At 73.2% G+C, this 17433-nt stretch carries 17 protein-coding genes; 10 read left to right on the forward strand and 7 right to left on the reverse strand.

The window, feature by feature from the left end:
- Nucleotides 1–266: 266 nt before the first annotated feature.
- Nucleotides 267–566, reverse strand: a complete 300-nt coding sequence (locus C5507_RS18630; RefSeq protein ID WP_104530008.1) for a DUF4193 domain-containing protein — start codon at nt 564–566, stop codon at nt 267–269.
- A 275-nt stretch (nt 567–841) separates the two neighbouring features.
- Between C5507_RS18630 and C5507_RS18635 the strand changes: the two genes are divergently transcribed.
- Both C5507_RS18635 and C5507_RS18640 read left to right on the forward strand, forming a co-directional pair.
- Nucleotides 842–1888 (forward strand): phosphotransferase family protein, encoded by a 1047-nt coding sequence (locus C5507_RS18635; RefSeq protein ID WP_104530009.1) that lies wholly within the window; start codon nt 842–844, stop codon nt 1886–1888.
- 122 nt (nt 1889–2010) lie between these two features.
- Nucleotides 2011–2550, forward strand: coding sequence for a LytR C-terminal domain-containing protein (locus C5507_RS18640; RefSeq protein ID WP_104530010.1), 540 nt, complete (start codon nt 2011–2013; stop codon nt 2548–2550).
- 13 nt (nt 2551–2563) lie between these two features.
- On the opposite strand, the gene C5507_RS18645 is transcribed toward C5507_RS18640, so the two are convergent.
- The gene (locus C5507_RS18645) at nt 2564–3385 is read right to left on the reverse strand and encodes an inositol monophosphatase family protein (protein ID WP_104530011.1); all 822 of its coding nucleotides are present in this window, start codon (nt 3383–3385) and stop codon (nt 2564–2566) included.
- A 117-nt stretch (nt 3386–3502) separates the two neighbouring features.
- Here C5507_RS18645 and ppgK point away from each other — a divergent pair, with 117 nt between their 5' ends.
- From ppgK to C5507_RS18670, 5 genes are all read left to right on the forward strand, one after another.
- Nucleotides 3503–4246, forward strand: coding sequence for a polyphosphate--glucose phosphotransferase (gene ppgK / locus C5507_RS18650; RefSeq protein WP_104530012.1), 744 nt, complete (start codon nt 3503–3505; stop codon nt 4244–4246).
- 284 nt (nt 4247–4530) lie between these two features.
- Nucleotides 4531–5883 (forward strand): RNA polymerase sigma factor, encoded by a 1353-nt coding sequence (locus C5507_RS18655; protein ID WP_104530013.1) that lies wholly within the window; start codon nt 4531–4533, stop codon nt 5881–5883.
- A gap of 466 nt (nt 5884–6349) precedes the next feature.
- Complete coding sequence (locus tag C5507_RS18660; RefSeq protein ID WP_089335151.1) at nt 6350–6574, forward strand: DUF7455 domain-containing protein; 225 nt, start codon at nt 6350–6352, stop codon at nt 6572–6574.
- Nucleotides 6575–6716: 142 nt separating this feature from the next.
- Nucleotides 6717–8966, forward strand: coding sequence for a VanW family protein (locus C5507_RS18665; protein ID WP_104530014.1), 2250 nt, complete (start codon nt 6717–6719; stop codon nt 8964–8966).
- Nucleotides 8967–9024: 58 nt separating this feature from the next.
- Nucleotides 9025–10092 (forward strand): YihY/virulence factor BrkB family protein, encoded by a 1068-nt coding sequence (locus C5507_RS18670; protein WP_104530015.1) that lies wholly within the window; start codon nt 9025–9027, stop codon nt 10090–10092.
- 140 nt (nt 10093–10232) lie between these two features.
- On the opposite strand, the gene C5507_RS18675 is transcribed toward C5507_RS18670, so the two are convergent.
- From C5507_RS18675 to C5507_RS22905, 5 genes are all read right to left on the reverse strand, one after another.
- Nucleotides 10233–10463 (reverse strand): DUF3039 domain-containing protein, encoded by a 231-nt coding sequence (locus C5507_RS18675; protein WP_104530044.1) that lies wholly within the window; start codon nt 10461–10463, stop codon nt 10233–10235.
- Between the two features lie 131 nt (nt 10464–10594).
- Complete coding sequence (locus C5507_RS18680) at nt 10595–10936, reverse strand: DUF3099 domain-containing protein (RefSeq protein WP_104530045.1); 342 nt, start codon at nt 10934–10936, stop codon at nt 10595–10597.
- A gap of 101 nt (nt 10937–11037) precedes the next feature.
- Nucleotides 11038–11631, reverse strand: coding sequence for an HhH-GPD-type base excision DNA repair protein (locus C5507_RS18685; RefSeq protein WP_104530016.1), 594 nt, complete (start codon nt 11629–11631; stop codon nt 11038–11040).
- A gap of 170 nt (nt 11632–11801) precedes the next feature.
- A complete protein-coding gene (locus tag C5507_RS18690; protein ID WP_207225744.1) occupies nt 11802–12626 on the reverse strand; it encodes a TerC/Alx family metal homeostasis membrane protein in 825 nt (274 codons plus the stop codon).
- Between the two features lie 103 nt (nt 12627–12729).
- Nucleotides 12730–12930: a hypothetical protein gene (locus C5507_RS22905; RefSeq protein ID WP_207225745.1), complete on the reverse strand. Its 201-nt coding sequence runs from the start codon at nt 12928–12930 to the stop codon at nt 12730–12732.
- A gap of 361 nt (nt 12931–13291) precedes the next feature.
- Here C5507_RS22905 and C5507_RS18695 point away from each other — a divergent pair, with 361 nt between their 5' ends.
- The 3 genes from C5507_RS18695 (at nt 13292) to C5507_RS18705 (ending at nt 17416) form a co-directional block, all read left to right on the forward strand.
- Nucleotides 13292–13726, forward strand: coding sequence for a Fur family transcriptional regulator (locus C5507_RS18695; protein WP_242611073.1), 435 nt, complete (start codon nt 13292–13294; stop codon nt 13724–13726).
- Nucleotides 13727–13761: 35 nt separating this feature from the next.
- Nucleotides 13762–15981, forward strand: a complete 2220-nt coding sequence (gene katG / locus C5507_RS18700; protein WP_207225746.1) for a catalase/peroxidase HPI — start codon at nt 13762–13764, stop codon at nt 15979–15981.
- Between the two features lie 220 nt (nt 15982–16201).
- A complete protein-coding gene (locus C5507_RS18705) occupies nt 16202–17416 on the forward strand; it encodes an AI-2E family transporter (protein ID WP_158657645.1) in 1215 nt (404 codons plus the stop codon).
- Nucleotides 17417–17433: the final 17 nt, after the last annotated feature.

Genomic DNA, 17433 nt, shown 5'->3' on the forward strand with positions numbered 1-17433 from the left:
GCGCCGAGCCGGACCCGGCGAGGCCGGCCACCGCCTCGGCGACCGCGCGGCCGGCCCGCGCCAGCGGGGTCTCCTCGGCCGGCGTCGTCGCCGGTGGGGCGACCGGCCGTGGGGGCGGGACGTCACGGGGCGCGCCGGTGCGCGCCGATCCGTCGGTCATCGGTTCCCCAGGTGAGGTGTTGGAACGGCCCCTTGCCGGGCTTGCGGTTCGGCCCCGTCCCGGGTCCCACCCTGAGCCTGCGAAGGGTGGGGAGGACGGGGTCCTTCTAGGCGCAGTCGCGGCAGAACGTCTGGTCGCCACGCGTGGAGGCGAGCCGGGTGCGGTGCTGCACCAGGAAGCACCGCGAGCAGGTGAACTCGTCCTCCTGCTTCGGGAGCACGCGGACGGTCAGCTCCTCACCGGACAGGTCGGCACCGGGGAGCTCGAGGTTCTCGTTGAAGTCGGTCTCGTCGACGTCGACGGACGAGGACTGCGCCTCGGCCCGCCGCGCCTTGAGCTCTTCCAGCGAGTCCTCGCCGAGCTCGTCGGTCTCGTTGCGGCGCGGGGCGTCGTAGTCGGTGGCCATGGGTGTGCCCCTCCTCCGGGGTTCGTGCGGGTGTCGTCCCGCTCGTCTGACGCGGCGCCGGGTGCGCGCCGTCGTCCTTCCGGTCGCCGGTGGGCGATCGGTGGTCTGCGTGGGGCCCGTTGCTGGGGCACCCGGTCCAGCCGGTCCCCCTCGCAGAGCACCGGCAGCCCGCCAACGCTGCAAGGGCCCGATTTGTGCCCGCCCCCGGAGAGGCGACACATCGGACCCGTGCGCGGTCGGGCGGGCGGCGGAGCGCCAGAGGTTACCCTGCCGCCGTGGCGACTCCCGCAGGTGCCGATCCCGCCGTCGTCGGCCCGTACCTGGCCTCGGTCCTCGGGCACGACCGCTGGCGGTCGGTGACCGTCGAGCTGATCGCCGCGGGCATGTCGAACCTCACCTACGTGGTGACCCCGGAGGGCGGGTCGGCGGACGACGCCGTGATCCTCCGGCGACCACCCACCGGGGCCGTCCTGGCCACCGCGCACGACATGGCCCGCGAGCACCGGGTGATCTCGGCGCTGGGTCCCACGCCGGTCCCGGTCCCCCGCACGCTGCACCTGTGCACCGACACCTCCGTGCTGGGGGCACCGTTCTACGTGATGGAGCGCGTCGTCGGCCTGCACGTCATCGACCGGATCCCGGAGGGCTACGCCGACGACCCCGCCCGGCGGCGCGCGATCGGCGAGGGTTTGGTCGACGTCCTGGCCGACCTGCACTCCGTCGACCACGTCGCGGTGGGCCTGGCCGACTTCGGCCGCCCGGAGGGCTTCATGGGCCGCCAGGTGCGCCGCTGGACCCAGCAGTGGGAGGCGACCCGCGACCGCGAGCGCCCGGGCCTGGACGCCCTCGCCGCACGGCTGGCGGAGACCGTGCCCACGACGCAGCGGCACGGGATCGTCCACGGCGACTTCCGGCTGGACAACTGCCTGCTCGACCCGGGGGTCCCCGGCCGCGTCCGCGCGGTGCTGGACTGGGAGATGTCGACCCTGGGCGACCCGCTGGCCGACCTGGGCATGCTCCACGTCTACTGGCCGCAGGCCGGCGAGCGCAGCGTCGCGGGGCAGAGCACCGTGACGGCGCTGGAGGGCTTCCCCACCCGCGCGGAGGTCGCGGCGCGCTACGCCGAGCGCAGCGGGCTGGACCTCTCCGACCTGTCCTGGTACGTGGGCTTCGCCTACTTCAAGTTCGCGGCGATCGTCGCCGGGATCGTCGCCCGCTCGGCCGCCGGGGCCATGGCCGGCAAGGACACCACCGGCTACGCCGAGCGGATCGATCCCTGCGTGGAGCGGGGACGCGCCGCGCTGGACGACGGTGCGATCTAGCGGCGCGCCCCGCCCCTAAGCTCCAGCCGACAGCCGTCCGCACCAGGTCGCGGGCCGTCCGGTCGCACCGTGGACCGGGCAGACGCCGCGCCTGCCGGATGCAACACCCGAGGAGCATCACCGTGACCGAGCGCACCGCCGCCCGCCCCCCGGTGCGCCCCCGCAGTGGCCGCCGGCCGCTTCCTCCGCTGATCTTCCTGCTCGTGCTGGCCCTCGCCGCCGGTGCCGTCTGGTGGACCGTGGTGCGCCAGGACCGCGCCCGGGAGGCCGCGCAGGCCCAGGCCTGCGCCAGCGCCGAGGCCGCGCCGCCGTCGCTCGAGCCGAGCAGCGTCCTGGTCCGCGTGTTCAACGCGACGGACTCCAGCGGCCTGGCCGGCCAGGTGGCCGAGGAACTGCGGGCGCGCGGCCTCACGGTGAACGAGGTGGCCAACGACTCCGGCCGGCGCCAGGTCGAGGGCGTCGGGGAGATCCGGTTCGGCGCCCGCGGCCGCGACCAGGCCCGCTACCTGTCGGCCTACCTCCCGGGTGCCGGCGAGCACCAGGACACCCGCGCCACGGCGGAGGTCGACCTGGTCCTGGGGCCGCAGTTCACCGGCCTCGCCACCGTCGAGGACGTCGAGGCGGCGCTGGTCCCCGACGAGGACGTCCCCACCGGCTGCTGACCGGGCGCGGCTGTCAGCGGTGCAGCTCGGCCACCAGGTCCAGGAACTCCTCGGCCACCGCGGGTGCGGCCGCGATCACCATCGGATCCCCGGGGGACGTACCCGGGAGCCCGGCGACCACGGCCCCCGCCTCGGCGGCGACCAGCGCGCCCGCCGCGTGGTCCCAGGGGTTGAGGCCCAGCTCGTAGTAGGCGTCGAGACGGCCGGCCGCGACGGCGCAGAGGTCCAGGGCCGCGCTCCCGTACCGGCGGATGTCGCGCACCCGCGGCAACAGGCGGGCGACGACCTCGCCCTGGGCGCGGCGCTGCTCCGCCCGGTAGCCGAAGCCGGTGCCCACGAGGGTGCGGTCCAGCGCGGACGGCCCGGTGACCGCGAGCCGGCGCACCGGCCGCCCCGGAGCGGCCAGCCACGCTCCGCCTCCGGACGTGGCGGTGAAGAGCTCGCCGGTGGCCACGTTCAGCACCACCCCGGCCCGGACCACGCCGTCGACCTCCGCGGCGACCGACACCGCGTAGGCGGGGAGGTCGTAGAGGAAGTTGACCGTGCCGTCGATGGGGTCCACGACCCAGCGCACCCCGCTGGTCCCGTCCCGGGACGCACCCTCCTCCCCCAGGACGCCGTCGTCCGGCCGGGCCCCGAGCAGCCGGTCCACCAGCAGCGCCTCGCTGGCCGCGTCCACCGCGGTCACGACGTCGACCGGGCTGGACTTGGTGCCGACGTGCTCCCCCGCGCCGTCGCGTCCGCGGGCCACCAGGTCGGCCGCCTCACGGGCGGCCGCGACGGCCAGTTCGAGGAGCTGGGAAGGGAGGACGTCGGCCCGGCCGGAGGAGCTCATGACCAAGATCCTGCCGCAGGGCGCACCGCCGTGAGGTGTTGGAACGGCCACCCTCAGGGTCCCGTGGCGAGCCAGCGAGGCGCGGGGGGAGGGTGGTCCTTCTACTAACCTGTCGGCGTGCAGGGCTTCGGGGTGGACATCGGCGGCAGCGGCATCAAGGGCTGCCTGGTCGATCTGGACGAGGGGCGGCTCGTCGGCGAGCGGGTGCGGATCGAGACCCCGCAGCCGTCGCTTCCGGAGCCGGTCTACGACGTCGTCGCGACGATCGTGAACACCTTCGGCTGGACCGGCCAGGTCGGCGTGACGTTCCCGGGGGTGATGAAGTCCGGGGTCGCGCACACGGCGGCGAACGTGGACAAGAGCTGGATCGGGACCGATGTCGACGCCGGTCTGTCCCGGTACATCCCCGGCGAGGTGACGACGCTCAACGACGCCGACGCCGCGGGCCTGGCGGAGATGCGCTACGGCGCCGGCCGGGACCGCAGCGGCGTCGTGCTGATGCTCACCTTCGGCACCGGCATCGGCAGCGCCCTGTTCGTGGACGGCCGGCTGGTGCCCAACACCGAGTTCGGGCACATCCAGGTCGACGGCGAGGGCGGTGAGCGGCGCGCGTCCGCGGCCGCCCGGGAGCGCGAGGAGCTCAGCTACCCGGAATGGGCCGCGCGCGTGGACCGCTACCTGGACGTCCTCGAGGCGGGCCTGTGGCCGGACCTGATCATCGTCGGTGGCGGGGTGAGCAAGAAGGCCCACAAGTGGGTGCCGCTGCTCACCACCCGGACCCCGGTCGTGCCGGCCGAGCTGCAGAACGACGCCGGGATCGTCGGGGCCGCCCTGGCGGCGGCCGAGCAGCTGGAGCCCTGACCGGCGTGCCCCCGGAACGGCGCGTTCCCCTCCCGGGTCGACCCGGTCCGCCCCGTCGGAGCGAGGAGCTCCGATCCGAGGCGATGGAAACGCGGCGGGACGCCGTTACAATGGGGAAGCCCCAGCCCGTCGCCCTCCAGCCGGGAGGGATCCCCTGCCCCGAACGCGGTCAAACGCCGCGCCGGATTGCCGGGCCCTCCCCCGCCTCGGGGCACTGGCCGGAGCCGCTGCCCGCGGACCACACGGTCCCCCGGGGAACGAACCCAGTACGGGAAGGAACCTGAGTGCCCGCCGACCAGCCAGCACCGGAAGCAGCCGCAGCGAGCACCTCTCCGCGCGCCAGGACGGCCGCGGCCGGTACCCGTGCGAAGAAGGCCGTCGAGCCGGCGGCCGCCCGGAAGAAGGCACCGGCCAAGTCCGCCGCCGCGAAGGCGCCGGCCAAGAGCCGCACCAAGCCGGCGATCACCCCCTCCACCGCCGTTGGTGAGGGCACCGTCCTCACGGCCGTGGCCACCGACGGCGCCGCCGCCGCCGCCGTCGCCGTCGTCGACGCCGGGAGCGAGGGTCTCAAGCTCGACGAGACCGTCGTCACCGGCAAGGACGGCGTCGAGGTCGCTCCCGACGAGGAGACCGCCGAGGGCGGCACCGACTTCGAGTGGGACGAGGAGGAGGAGTCCGAGGCCCTCCGCCAGGCCCGCAAGGACGCCGAGCTCACCGCGTCGGCCGACTCCGTCCGCGCCTACCTCAAGCAGATCGGCAAGGTCGCGCTCCTCAACGCCGAGGAGGAGGTCGACCTCGCCAAGCGGATCGAGGCCGGTCTCTACGGCTCCGAGCGGCTGCGCCAGGTCGAGGAGGAGGGCCAGAAGATCTCGCCGCAGATGCGCCGGGACCTCAACTGGATCGTCCGCGACGGCGAGCGCGCCAAGAACCACCTGCTCGAGGCCAACCTCCGCCTCGTGGTCTCCCTCGCCAAGCGCTACACCGGCCGCGGCATGGCCTTCCTGGACCTGATCCAGGAGGGCAACCTCGGTCTGATCCGCGCCGTCGAGAAGTTCGACTACACCAAGGGCTACAAGTTCTCGACCTACGCGACGTGGTGGATCCGCCAGGCCATCACCCGCGCCATGGCCGACCAGGCCCGCACCATCCGCATCCCGGTGCACATGGTCGAGGTCATCAACAAGCTCGGCCGCATCCAGCGCGAGCTGCTCCAGGACCTGGGCCGCGAGCCCACGCCGGAGGAGCTGGCCAAGGAGATGGACATCACCCCGGACAAGGTGCTGGAGATCCAGCAGTACGCCCGGGAGCCGATCAGCCTCGACCAGACCATCGGCGACGAGGGCGACAGCCAGCTCGGCGACTTCATCGAGGACTCCGAGGCCGTCGTGGCCGTCGACGGGGTCAGCTTCACCCTCATGCAGGACCAGCTGACCAGCGTGCTCCAGACGCTGTCGGAGCGGGAGGCCGGCGTGGTCCGGCTGCGGTTCGGCCTGACCGACGGCCAGCCGCGCACCCTGGACGAGATCGGACAGGTCTACGGGGTCACCCGTGAGCGGATCCGCCAGATCGAGTCCAAGACCATGTCGAAGCTGCGCCACCCCAGCCGCTCCCAGGTGCTGCGCGACTACCTGGACTAGGACATCGTCGTCCTCCGGACGACACCGCAGCCACGAGCCGTCCTCCTGCTGCGCCGAGCCGGCCCATCGTCCCTGCGCGGACCCCTCCGGGGCCCACTCGGGACGATCGTGCCGAGGGGTGGGGCTCACTCGTGCGGGCGAGCACATGGTGTCGGTTGGGTGACGACCGGTGTACGACGGCATCGCTCGGGTAGACGGCGTAGCGTGGGAGAGGCAAGGCAGCAGAGGACAGACGGTCGTCCCGGACTCCCACCCGGGGCTCCGATGACGACCAGTACGTGCTCCACCAGTTCCAACCCAGTGATGTCCCCTGCTGGACCCGGCCACGGTGCCCCCGTCGGTCACGGACTCATCTCTTTCGGCGAGTCCGCGACGATGGCATCGAGAACGGGAACACGAGGGGCCATCCTGGCGCTGTGCAGGAGGCCGATCCGCAGCCGCGGGTCCGTGCGGTAGAGAGCGAGTGATGAGCCAGATGACCCAGACGCTGACGTCGACCCCGCCCACCGATGACCTCGTCGTCCCGTTCCACTGCGACCGCTGTGGAGCCCTGGCAAAGGTTCGTGTCGTTCTCGCGAGCGGTAGCGACCTGGTCTTCTGCGGGCACCACGCCCGCGAATACGAGAGCAAGCTCCGTGACATCGCCGTCGACATCATCGACACAGAGGGCGACCAGCGCGTAACTGCATGAGCGAGGCGATATCGTCGCGCCCGCGATGACTGCCTCACCCGACGACGCCGCCGCGTCCGACTCCCCGCCCCGTGCGGGGGTCGGGCCGGCGGCTCCGTCGTTCCCGGGGACCCCCGGCCAGCGGCGACCGGAGGAAGACCCGATGTCCCAGCAGTACCCCGTATCGGACGAGACCGTCCGCATGCCTGCGGACGGTGGCGACGGACGACCGGCACCGACGACCCCGGATCAGGGCTTCGGTGCCGAGCCCGATGACACCCGCCCCGTCGGCCGGGAATGGCAGCGCGGGGGTCCGGAGACCCCGCCGGTCGCCGCCCAGCCGCCTCCCGCCCCGTCGCCGGCCGCGCAGCCGCCCGCCGAGCCCGCCGTGGTCCAGCCGCCGTCGGCTGCCCCCTCCTCCGAGGTGCCTGCGCACGCCGGAGCAACTCCGTCCGGGACCGCGCCGGCCCCGGAGGACCTGGAGGGCACCCAGCGACTGGACCTGTCCGGTCACGCCCTGGAGGACTCGGAGCACCCGACCGCCGTCGTCCCCCCGCTGGCGGACGGCCACCGCACCGGCACGGCCGACGGCACGCCGCCCGCGCAGCCTCGTGCGGGCGGCCCCGGCGGTCCGTGGTGGCGTCGCCGCGCCGTGCTGATCCCCGCCGGCGCTGTCGCGGTGCTCGCCGCGACCTACGGCGCCGACCTGGCCCTCGCCTCCGGGGACGTGCCGCGGTCCACCGTGGTGGCCGGCGTCGAGGTCGGCGGCCTCTCCCCCGCCCGGGCAGCCGCAGTCCTGGAGGAGCAGCTGGCCCCCCGGATCGACGCGGAGCACCAGGTGCGCGCCGACGACGTCACCCTCCCCTTCTCCCCGGCCACCGCCGGCATCGGCCTCGACGTCGACGCGACGGTCGACGTCGCCGACGACCAGCCGCTGAACCTTTGGACCCGCGTGGTCACCCTGTTCTCCGACCGCGAGGTCGACCCGGTCCTCACCGGCGAGGACACCGCGCTGGCCGCGCAGATGGACACGCTGGCCGAGCAGGTCGACCGCGCGCCCGTGGACGCCACGATCGCGATCGAGGGGACCACCGCATCCGTGGTCGCTCCCCAGGACGGCCGCACCCTGGACCGCGACGGTGCCGCGGAGGCGATCACCGAGGCGCTGACGGCCGGGAGCGACCCGGCGACGCCGATCGAGCTCCCCGTCGACGTCGCGGCCGTGACGGTGGACCAGGCCGAGGCGCAGCGTGTCCTCGACGAGACCGTCACCCCCGGCCTCGCCGCGCCGGTGGCCGTGGTCAGCCAGGACGGCGGCACGACGGCGGAGGTGTCGGCGGAGGCGATCGCGGCGTCCCTGACCTTCACGCCGGAGCAGGACGGCACGCTGACCGTGGGCATCGACCCCGCACAGCTCCAGACGGCTCTCGGCGACGAGCTCGGGCGCTTCGGCACCCCCGCCGAGGACGCCACCTTCCAGATCTCCGGCGGGTCCGTCTCGGTCGTCCCGTCCGTGGACGGCACCGGCATCGACCCGGCCGTGCTGTCCGAGCAGCTGCTCGCCGTGCTACCCGACCCCGCTCCGCGGTCGGTGACGGCGGAACTGGGCCCGGTCCCGGCCGACCTCACCACCGAGGAGGCCGAGGCGCTGGGCATCCGCGAGGAGGTCAGCAGCTTCACGACGCGGATCTCCAACCCCGCCAGCGGCACCAACATCCGCGTGGTGGCCGCGGAGGTCGACGGCGCCCTGGTCCTGCCGGGCGAGACGTTCAGCCTGAACGGCTACACCGGCCCCCGCGGCGTCCCGCAGGGCTACGTGGAGGCCACCGTGATCAGCGGCGGCCAGCTGTCCAAGGCCGTCGGCGGCGGGGTCAGCCAGTTCGCCACCACGATGTTCAACGCGGTCTTCTTCGCCGGCCTCGAGGACGTCTACCACAAGCCGCACAGTTTCTACATCGACCGCTACCCCGCCGGCCGGGAGGCCACCGTCTACGAGGGCCTCATCGACCTGCAGTGGCGCAATGACAGCGACACCGGCATCTACGTCGACACCGCCACGACCAGCGGATCGCTGACGGTGACCTTCTACGGGACGAAGCGGTACGAGATCCAGGCGATCGAGGGCCCGCGCACCAACCGTCGGGAGCCCGCCGAGCTGGAGAAGCCCGACGACGGCGACTGCATCCCGCAGTCGGGGGTCCCCGGCTTCGACGTGACCGTCACGCGGGTGTTCCGCGACCTGACGACGGGCTCGGAGATCAAGCGGGAGCAGTTCAACACCCGCTACGCGGCCGAGGCCGTCATCCGGTGCGTTCCCCCGGAGCCCGCCGCCCCCCCGGCGGGTCCGGCCGGTACGACCCCCGGCAGCCCGCCGTCACCGGGTGGCCGTCGACCGCGCCCGCGGGCGGCCTGACCAGCACTCCTCCCGCACCGCGGCCGCTGTGCGGCACGGTGGCGTGCACACTGTTGTAGTGAGCACCGTCCTGCCCGGCGGCTCGGCCGCGCAGGCCGAGCGGGACGGTGCTGCCGGGCAGCCGCCCACGGAGGCTCCCGAAGCTCCCCGCGGCGAGGAGCCCGGGCCGTCGCGGCTGCGGCGCTGGCCCGCGGTGCTGCGCGTACCGCTGCAGGTGCTGGGCCGGACGGCGTCGAAGGCCTGGCAGGACCGCATCCTGGGGCTGTCGGCCGAGGCGGCCTTCTGGCAGATCCTGTCGGTGCCACCGCTGCTGATCGGCCTGCTCGGCTCCCTGGGCTACCTGGGCGCCGTCATCGGCAGTGACACGGTGCTCCGGATCGAGGAGCAGCTGCTCGACGCCTCGTCCGAGGCGCTCACGCCGGGCGTGGTCGACTCGCTGGTGGCACCCACGCTCGACGACATCCTCCGGTCAGGCCGGCTGGACGTGGTGAGCCTGGGCTTCCTCGTGTCGCTGTGGGCGGGCTCGTCGGCCACGGCCACGTTCATGAACACGATCGTGATCGCCTACGACCAGCGCGACGTGCGCGGCCCGATCCGTACCCGGCTCAAGGCCCTCTGGCTGTTCGTCGTCGGGATGATCATGGCGGTGCTCACCCTGCCGCTGCTCGTCCTGGGCCGGGAGACCCTGACCGGGCTGGCCCCCGCGGACTGGCGGGACACCACGGCGATGCTCATCGACGCCGTCTACTGGCCGCTCGTCCTCGTCGGGTTGCTGCTGGCCCTCACCAGCTTCTTCCACGTGGTGCTGCCCCACCGGCTCCCGTGGCGCCGGCACCTGCCGGGTGCGCTGCTGGCCCTGGGCTTCTTCCTCGTCGCGGCGCTCCTGCTGCGCGCCTACATCGGCGACATCCTGACCACGGCGCTGCCCTACGGGGCGCTCGCGGCGCCGATCGGCGCGCTGCTGTTCTGCTTCTTCTTCGGGATGGCAGTGCTGCTGGGCGCCGAGCTCAACACCACCATCCAGGCGCGCTGGCCTGCCCCGCTGCGCCGGCACGACCGCCGTCGGCGGGCCCGGCGGGCGGCCAAGCTCGAGGAAGAGGCGCGGCGGCTCGGCCTGCGGCCGTGACATGGCGGCCTCCGGACCGGCACCGCGGCCTCCGGACCGGCACCGCGGCCAGGTGCCTCCCCGGCCGCCGATGAACCGCCGCGTCGTCCCTGCGCGGACCCTCCGGCCCGCTCGGGACGACAGCGCGAAGGCTTCGGCGCTCAGTCCTTCTTGAGCTGCTCGTAGACCTCTTTGCACGCGGGGCAGACCGGGCTGCCCGGCTTCGGGCTCTTCGTCACCGGGAAGACCTCGCCGCACAGCGCCTCGACCATCGTGCCCATCACGGCACTCTCGGCGATCTTGTTCTTGCGCACGTAGTGAAAGACCTCGTTGGCGTTGCCGGTGTCGGCGTCTCGGACGTCCGGGCGCTCGAGGATGTCGCTGCTGCTCATGCGGGCTCCCTGCTCGACGATGTGTCCTGCGGCGGGCCGCAGCCGAGGCCGGGCACCGCCGCCGACCATGATGACACCGGCGGCGAGACGCCTCCCGGCGCAGTGCAGCCGGCGGGAGCGCGGACGTGCGGTCAGACGTCGATGACCCGCACCTTCGCTGCCGCCGGGCTCTCCAGCTGGCGGTCCGGCCGCGGGGTGTAGCCCCGCATGTCCTTCTTCTTCTTCGGCGGCCGGTCGTTGGCCATGAGGACCGCGATCCAGGGCAGCACCGTGCCGAGGAACGCGAAGATCAGCATCAGCCAGACGACCTGGTAGAACGTCGCCGCCAGGATGACGAACACCGCCCTGATGACCATGGTGATCGCGTAGCGGCGCTTGCGGGCGGCGTGCTGCTCGGCGGGGCTGATCTCGGCCTCGGTGATGAGGACCGGCTCCGGCCTGCGCGACCGCGGGAACTGCTGGCTCGAGGCCACGGGCTCCATCCCTCCACGACCGTGCGCCCTGGGGACCCCGGGCTTTGCGCGGTGCACAACCCATCGTGCCACCGCGGGAGGCCCGACGCTCGTGTCCTCCGCTACTTCCCGGTCGGCTGCCTCGCCGCCTTGGCCGCCTGCTTCTGCTCCTGCTTGAACGCCCGCACCTCGGCCAGGCTCTCGGGGCCGGTGATGTCGGCGACCGACCGCCGGGAACCGTCCGCGCCGTAGTCCCCGGCGGCCTCCCGCCACCCGTCGGGCGTCACGCCGTACTGCTTGCCGAGCAGGGCGAGGAAGATCCTGGACTTCTGCGCACCGAACCCCGGTAGCGCCTGGAGCCGCTTCAGCAGCACGGCACCGGTCGGCTCGTCGGCCCAGAGCCCGGGCACCTGGCCGTCGTGGTCGGCGACCAGCGCCCGGCACACCTGCTGCGTGCGGCCGGCCATCGAACCCGGGTAGCGGTGCAGCGCCGGCGGCCCCTGGAAGATGCCGACCAGCTCGTCGGGGTCCATCGACGCCAACTGCTCGGCCGACAGCGTGTCGACGCCCAGCCGGTCCGCGAGCAGGCGAGGGGCGCCGAAGGCCCGCTCCATGGGGAACTGCTGGTCCAGCAGCATGCCGATCAGCAGCGCGAGCGGGTCGCGGCTCAGCAGCTCGTCGGCGGCGGCATCCTGGGCGATGCGGAGGGTCGGCACACGGAGATGGTGCCGCAGGGCTGTCCGGCCGAGGTGACCCGCCGGCACGAGTTCGCCCCTCCGGTGCACCCGAGCCGGAGGCAGCCGCTGGAAGCCGGTGCCCCGGCCAGGCCCCGAGCGCACCCGAGGGCGGCGTCCCGGCTCCGAGGCCGGCGGCCCCGGCGCGCCGCTCACCTGCGATCCTGCCTCGGCGGGGTGTCGGTCCCGGCGTCCGCGCGCGATCGGGGCACCCCGCCGGGATGGGACACGTGGCCCGTCTGGTGCTCGGGGTGCTCCTCGCCGCGCTGGTCGCCGCGGGTCGCGTAGAGGCTGGTCGCGGTCACCAGGGCGAGGACCACCACGATCACGCCCAGGGAGAGCAGGGTGGGAATCTCCGGAACCCCGGGCCAGACCCCGTGTGCCCAGTGGAGGACGAGCTTGGTGCCGATGAAGGCCAGGATGGCGGCCAGGCCGTAGCCCAGGTGCACCAGCCTGCTGAGCGCCCCCTCCAGGACGAAGTAGAGCGCCCGCAGCCCGAGCAGTGCGAAGGCGTTGGTGGCGAAGAGCAGGTACGGGTCCCCAGTGATGCCGTAGACGGCGGGGACCGAGTCCACGGCGAAGACGACGTCGGTCACCAGGACGGCGCTCACCACGAGCGCGAACGGGGTCGCCGCCCGCCGGCCACCCTGCTGCACGAACATCCGCGGGCCCTGGTACGTGTCGGTGACCGGCATGAACCGGCGCAACAACTTCACCGACCGCATCGAGGACACGTCGACGTCGTTGCCGTGCCCGGATGCCTGGTCCCGGAGGATCTTCACGGCGGTGACCAGCAGGATGGCCCCGAACAGCAGGAAGGCCCAGCTCTGGTTCGCCAGGACCGCCGCACCCAGCGCGATGAAGATGCCGCGCAGCACCAGCGCGCCGACGATGCCGTAGAGCAGGACCCGCTGCTGCAGCTCGGCCGGCACCGCGAACGCTGACAACAGCAGCATGAAGACGAACAGGTTGTCCACCGACGGGGACTTTCTCCACGAGGTACCCGGTCAGGTACTCGAGGCCCGTCTGGGAGCCGTACTGGCCCCAGACGAAGACGGCAAAGGCCAACGGCAACGCCACCTAGAAGACCGGCCAGCCCACCGCCTCGCGCAGCGAGACGGCGTGCGGCCGGCGGGTGATCGCGAAGTCCAGGGGCAGCAGGGCGATGACGACAGCGATGGTCGCCGTCCAGAGAACGGGTGTCCCGATCGTCTCCAGGGATCCCACCGGTGCCTCTGGCAGCGCGGCGAGCACCACGTCGCCGGGCGCGCTGACCATCACGTCCCTCCGATCCTCGTGACCCTCCGGCACGGTTCCGCCAGGTGCCCCGGCGGGCCGCGACCGAACTGCGGCTGCGTCCTCCTTGCTGTCCGCACGGCGACCGCTCTCGAACGAGGCCCCGGTGGGAGCCGAGGTGTTCCTGCGCCGGCCGGTCGTCACGGAGAAGGTCGTCATGGCAATGCAGAGGAGCAGCGACACCGCTGCTCAGGCTCCATCCCGATCACGTCCTCGGAGCAGCCCCTGGTGCCGAGGGCGAGCCGGCGGTCGAGAACCTCCCCGCCACGCTGCTCGCCGCGGAACTATGTCCACGTTCACCCCGACTTCTCTTGACCGTTTCAAGGAAAGCCAGCAGGATCGATCCGTGCCCGACCCCGCAGGACTCGAACGCGCGCTGCGCGCCGTCGGCCTGCGCGTCACCCGCCCGCGCCTGGCGGTCCTGGACGCCGTGCACGCGCACCCCCACCTGGACACCGACGCGCTGATCACCGCCGCGCGCACCCGGCTGGACGCGATCTCCCACCAGGCCGTCTACGACGTCCTGCGGGTGCTCACCGACACCGGCCTGGTGCGGCGCATCCAGCCGCAGGGCTCGGCGGCGCGCTACGAGGCACGCGTCGGCGACAACCACCACCACCTGGTCTGCCGCGACTGCGGTGCGATCGTCGACGTCGACTGCACGGTCGGGGCCGCCCCGTGCCTCACCCCGTCCGACGACGCAGGTTTCGTCGTCGACGAGGCCGAGGTCGTCTTCTGGGGCCGCTGCCCCGCCTGCGCCACCCGCCCGTCCGCTCCCTGATTCCCCGCCAGATCCGCAGCACAGAGAGGCACACCGTGAAGGACGAGACCAACAAGGTCCAGACCGAGAGCACCAGCGAGAGCGAGAACCCGGCGATCCCGTCGCCGGAGGCGCACACCGGGGGGCGCCCGCACACCAACCGCGACTGGTGGCCCAACCAGGTCGACCTGCAGGTGCTGAACAAGCCCTCGAAGGACTCCGACCCACTGGGTGTGGACTTCGACTACAAGGCGGCCTTCGCGCAGCTGGACGTCGAGGCGGTCAAGCGCGACGTCGTCGAGGTCATGCGCACCTCGCAGGACTGGTGGCCGGCCGACTGGGGCCACTACGGCCCGCTGTTCATCCGCATGTCGTGGCACGCGGCCGGCACCTACCGGATCGCCGACGGCCGCGGCGGTGGCGGCGAGGGCGGCCAGCGGTTCGCCCCCCTCAACAGCTGGCCGGACAACGCCAACCTCGACAAGGCCCGCCGCCTGCTGCTGCCGATCAAGCAGAAGTACGGCCGCAAGCTCTCCTGGGCCGACCTGCTGGTTCTCGCCGGCAACGTCGCCCACGACGACATGGGCCTGCCGACCTTCGGCTTCGCCTTCGGCCGCGAGGACAGCTGGCAGCCTCAGGAGGTCTTCTGGGGTCCCGAGGACACCTGGCTCGGCGACGAGCGCTACGCCGGCGACGACCCGCTGGACCTCGACGAGGGCCCCCTGGCCAACGTGACCATGGGCCTGATCTACGTCAACCCGGAGGGCCCGAAGGGCAAGCCCGACCCGCTGGGCTCCGGCCACGACATCAAGCAGACCTTCCGCCGCATGGGCATGACCGACGAGGAGACCGTCGCGCTCATCGCCGGTGGCCACACCTTCGGCAAGACCCACGGCGCGGGCAACCCCGAGCTCGTCGGTCCGGAGCCCGAGGGCTGCCCGGTGCACGGCAACGGCATCGGCTGGATCAGCCAGCACGGCACCGGCAAGGGTGCCGACACCATCACCAGCGGCCTCGAGGGCGCCTGGACCCCGACGCCGACCCAGTGGGACAACACCTACTGGGACATGCTCTTCGGCTTCGACTGGGAGCTCGTCGAGAGCCCGGCAGGCGCCAAGCAGTGGCAGCCCAAGGAGCCCGAGGCTCAGGAGCTCGTCCCTGACGCGCACATCGAGGGCAAGAAGAACCCCCCGATGATGTCCACCGCGGACATGGCGCTGAAGGTCGACCCGGAGCTGCGCGCGTACGCGGAGCGCTTCCGGGACGACCCGGAGTACTTCGCCGACCAGTACGCCCGCGCCTGGTTCAAGCTGCTGCACCGCGACATGGGGCCGAAGGTGCGCTACCTGGGACCCGACGTCCCGGCGGAGGACCTGATCTGGCAGGACCCGGTCCCCGCCGTCGACCACGAACTCGTGGGCGAGGCCGAGATCGCCGACCTGAAGCAGCGGCTGCTGTCCTCCGGCCTGACCGTCTCCCAGCTGGTGCACACGGCCTGGTCGGCCGCCGCGTCCTACCGCGGCACGGACAAGCGCGGTGGCGCCAACGGCGCCCGGATCCGCCTCGAGCCGCAGATCAACTGGGCGGCCAACGAGGGCGTCCGGGACGTGCTGCCGGTGCTGGAGCGGGTCAAGGGCGAGTTCGAGCAGCAGACCGGGAAGAAGGTCTCGCTGGCCGACCTGATCGTCCTCGGCGGCAGTGCCGCCGTGGAGAAGGCGGCGGCGGACGCCGGCGTGCAGGTGACCGTGCCGTTCCACCCCGGCCGCACCGACGCCTCGCAGGTGCAGACGGACGTCGACAACTTCCGCTGGCTGGAGACGCGGGCCGACGGCTTCCGCAACTGGATCGCGCCGGGCAGCAAGCTGCAGCCGGAGACGCTCCTGGTGGACAAGGCGTACATGCTGGAGCTCACCGCCAAGGAGATGACGCTCCTGGTCGGCGGCCTCCGGGTGCTCGGCGCCAACACCGGCGGCGTGCAGCACGGCGTCTTCACCGACCGCCCGGGCGTCCTGTCGCAGGACTTCTTCCGCAACCTGCTCGACCTGGGCATCTCGTGGCGCACCGCCGCCGAGGGCGAGGGCGTCTACGAGGGGCTGGACGCCGACGGCAACGTCGTGCGCACGGCCACCGCGGTCGACCTGGTGTTCAACTCGAACTCGATCCTGCGCGGCATCGTCGAGGTCTACTCGGCCGACGACGCGCAGGAGGCCTTCGTGCGGGACTTCACCGCCGCCTGGGTCAAGGTGATGGAGCTGGACCGCTTCGACCTGCGGTAGGCACCCCGCTGCCGGACGCCCCGGTCCGCCCCGTGCGGACCGGGGCGTCCGCGCCTCAGCTCGGGCAGCGGCGCTCGACATGGCGTCGGACGTCCATGCTGCCCGTCCACGACACGACCGATCGCGCCAGCACAGGGCGCACCGAGGCCGCCAGGATGGTCCGGGCACCCCGACGTCGGACCACCGACGTGGGGACGACGGAGCGGGCGGGGAGGCAGGCATGGCGGAGCGGACGGCGGCCTCCGCCGGGGAACCCACCGAGGCGCGGCACGGCCCGCCCCGCCCGACGGCGCTCCCGCCGCCGGACCGCGTGACGCTGCTGCAGCGCGAGGCGACGATCGCCGGACGGTTCCTGGTGCTCGGGCTGGCCGCCGTCGGAGCGATCTGGCTGGTGCTGCAGGTGCAGTTCGTCGCCGCAGCCGTCGTCCTCGGGCTCGCCCAGGTGGCGATGCTGTGGCCGATCGCCCGCCGGCTGCGGCGGCACGGCGTCCCTCCCGCGCTCGCCGCGATCCTGTGCGTCGTCGCCTACCTGGCCTTCTTCGTCAGCGTCCTGGGCTTCCTCGTGCTCCAGCTGATCGGCGCATGGCCCGGGCTCGTCGACGCGGGCATCGACGCCGTCGACTCGGTCGCCGAGTGGACGCAGGACCGGACCGACGACCTCAACAACGCCGGGCTCGAGCAGGTGCTCGGTCAGCTGGAGGACTCGGTGAACGCCGCGCTCGGCGGGCTCGGCGGGGCCGCGGCGCAGGGCCTGAATGCGGCGAGCCAGGTGGTCACCGTCCTGGTCATCGCCCTGTTCTTCACCCTCTTCGGGCTCACCAGCGGCGACCGCCTGTGGCGGCAGTTCGTCCGGGTGCTCTCCGTCGAGCACCGGGCGCCCACCGAGGCCGCGTTCCGCGCCGGTATGCGGACGGCGGGCGCGTGGTTCTACGCGGCCACCGCCACCGGCCTGATCGACGGGGTGCTCATCGGCGCCGGGCTGTGGGCGCTCGGGGTTCCGCTGGCCCTGCCGATCGGCGCGCTGACCTTCCTGTTCGGCTACGTCCCCCTGGTGGGGGCGACCATCGCCGGGGCGGTGGCGGTCGCGGTCGCCGGCGTCACCGGCGGCTGGACGACGGCGCTGTGGGCGCTGCTCATCGTCGTGGTGGTGCAGCAGATCGAGGGCAACGTGCTGGCACCGCTGCTGCTGTCCCGCGCGATCAGCTTCCACCCGCTCGTGGTCCTGCTGCTGACCACCGGGGCCGCCTCCGCCTTCGGGCTGCTGGGGCTGTTCCTGGCGGTGCCCGTCGCCGGGGTTCTGGCCGCCGCGGTCCAGGCCTGGCGCCGGGAGGTGCGCCGCCCGGTCGAGGAACCGGCCGCCGACCTCGACGCCGAAGCCGGGTCCCCGGGTGCGGACGGTCCGCACACCGCCCGGCCGGCGGCGCACACGCCCTGAGCCGCAGCCACGCGGCG

It is taken from the genome of Blastococcus saxobsidens (assembly GCF_002938435.1).
In the GTDB taxonomy this organism is placed as follows: Bacteria; Actinomycetota; Actinomycetes; order Mycobacteriales; family Geodermatophilaceae; genus Blastococcus; species Blastococcus saxobsidens.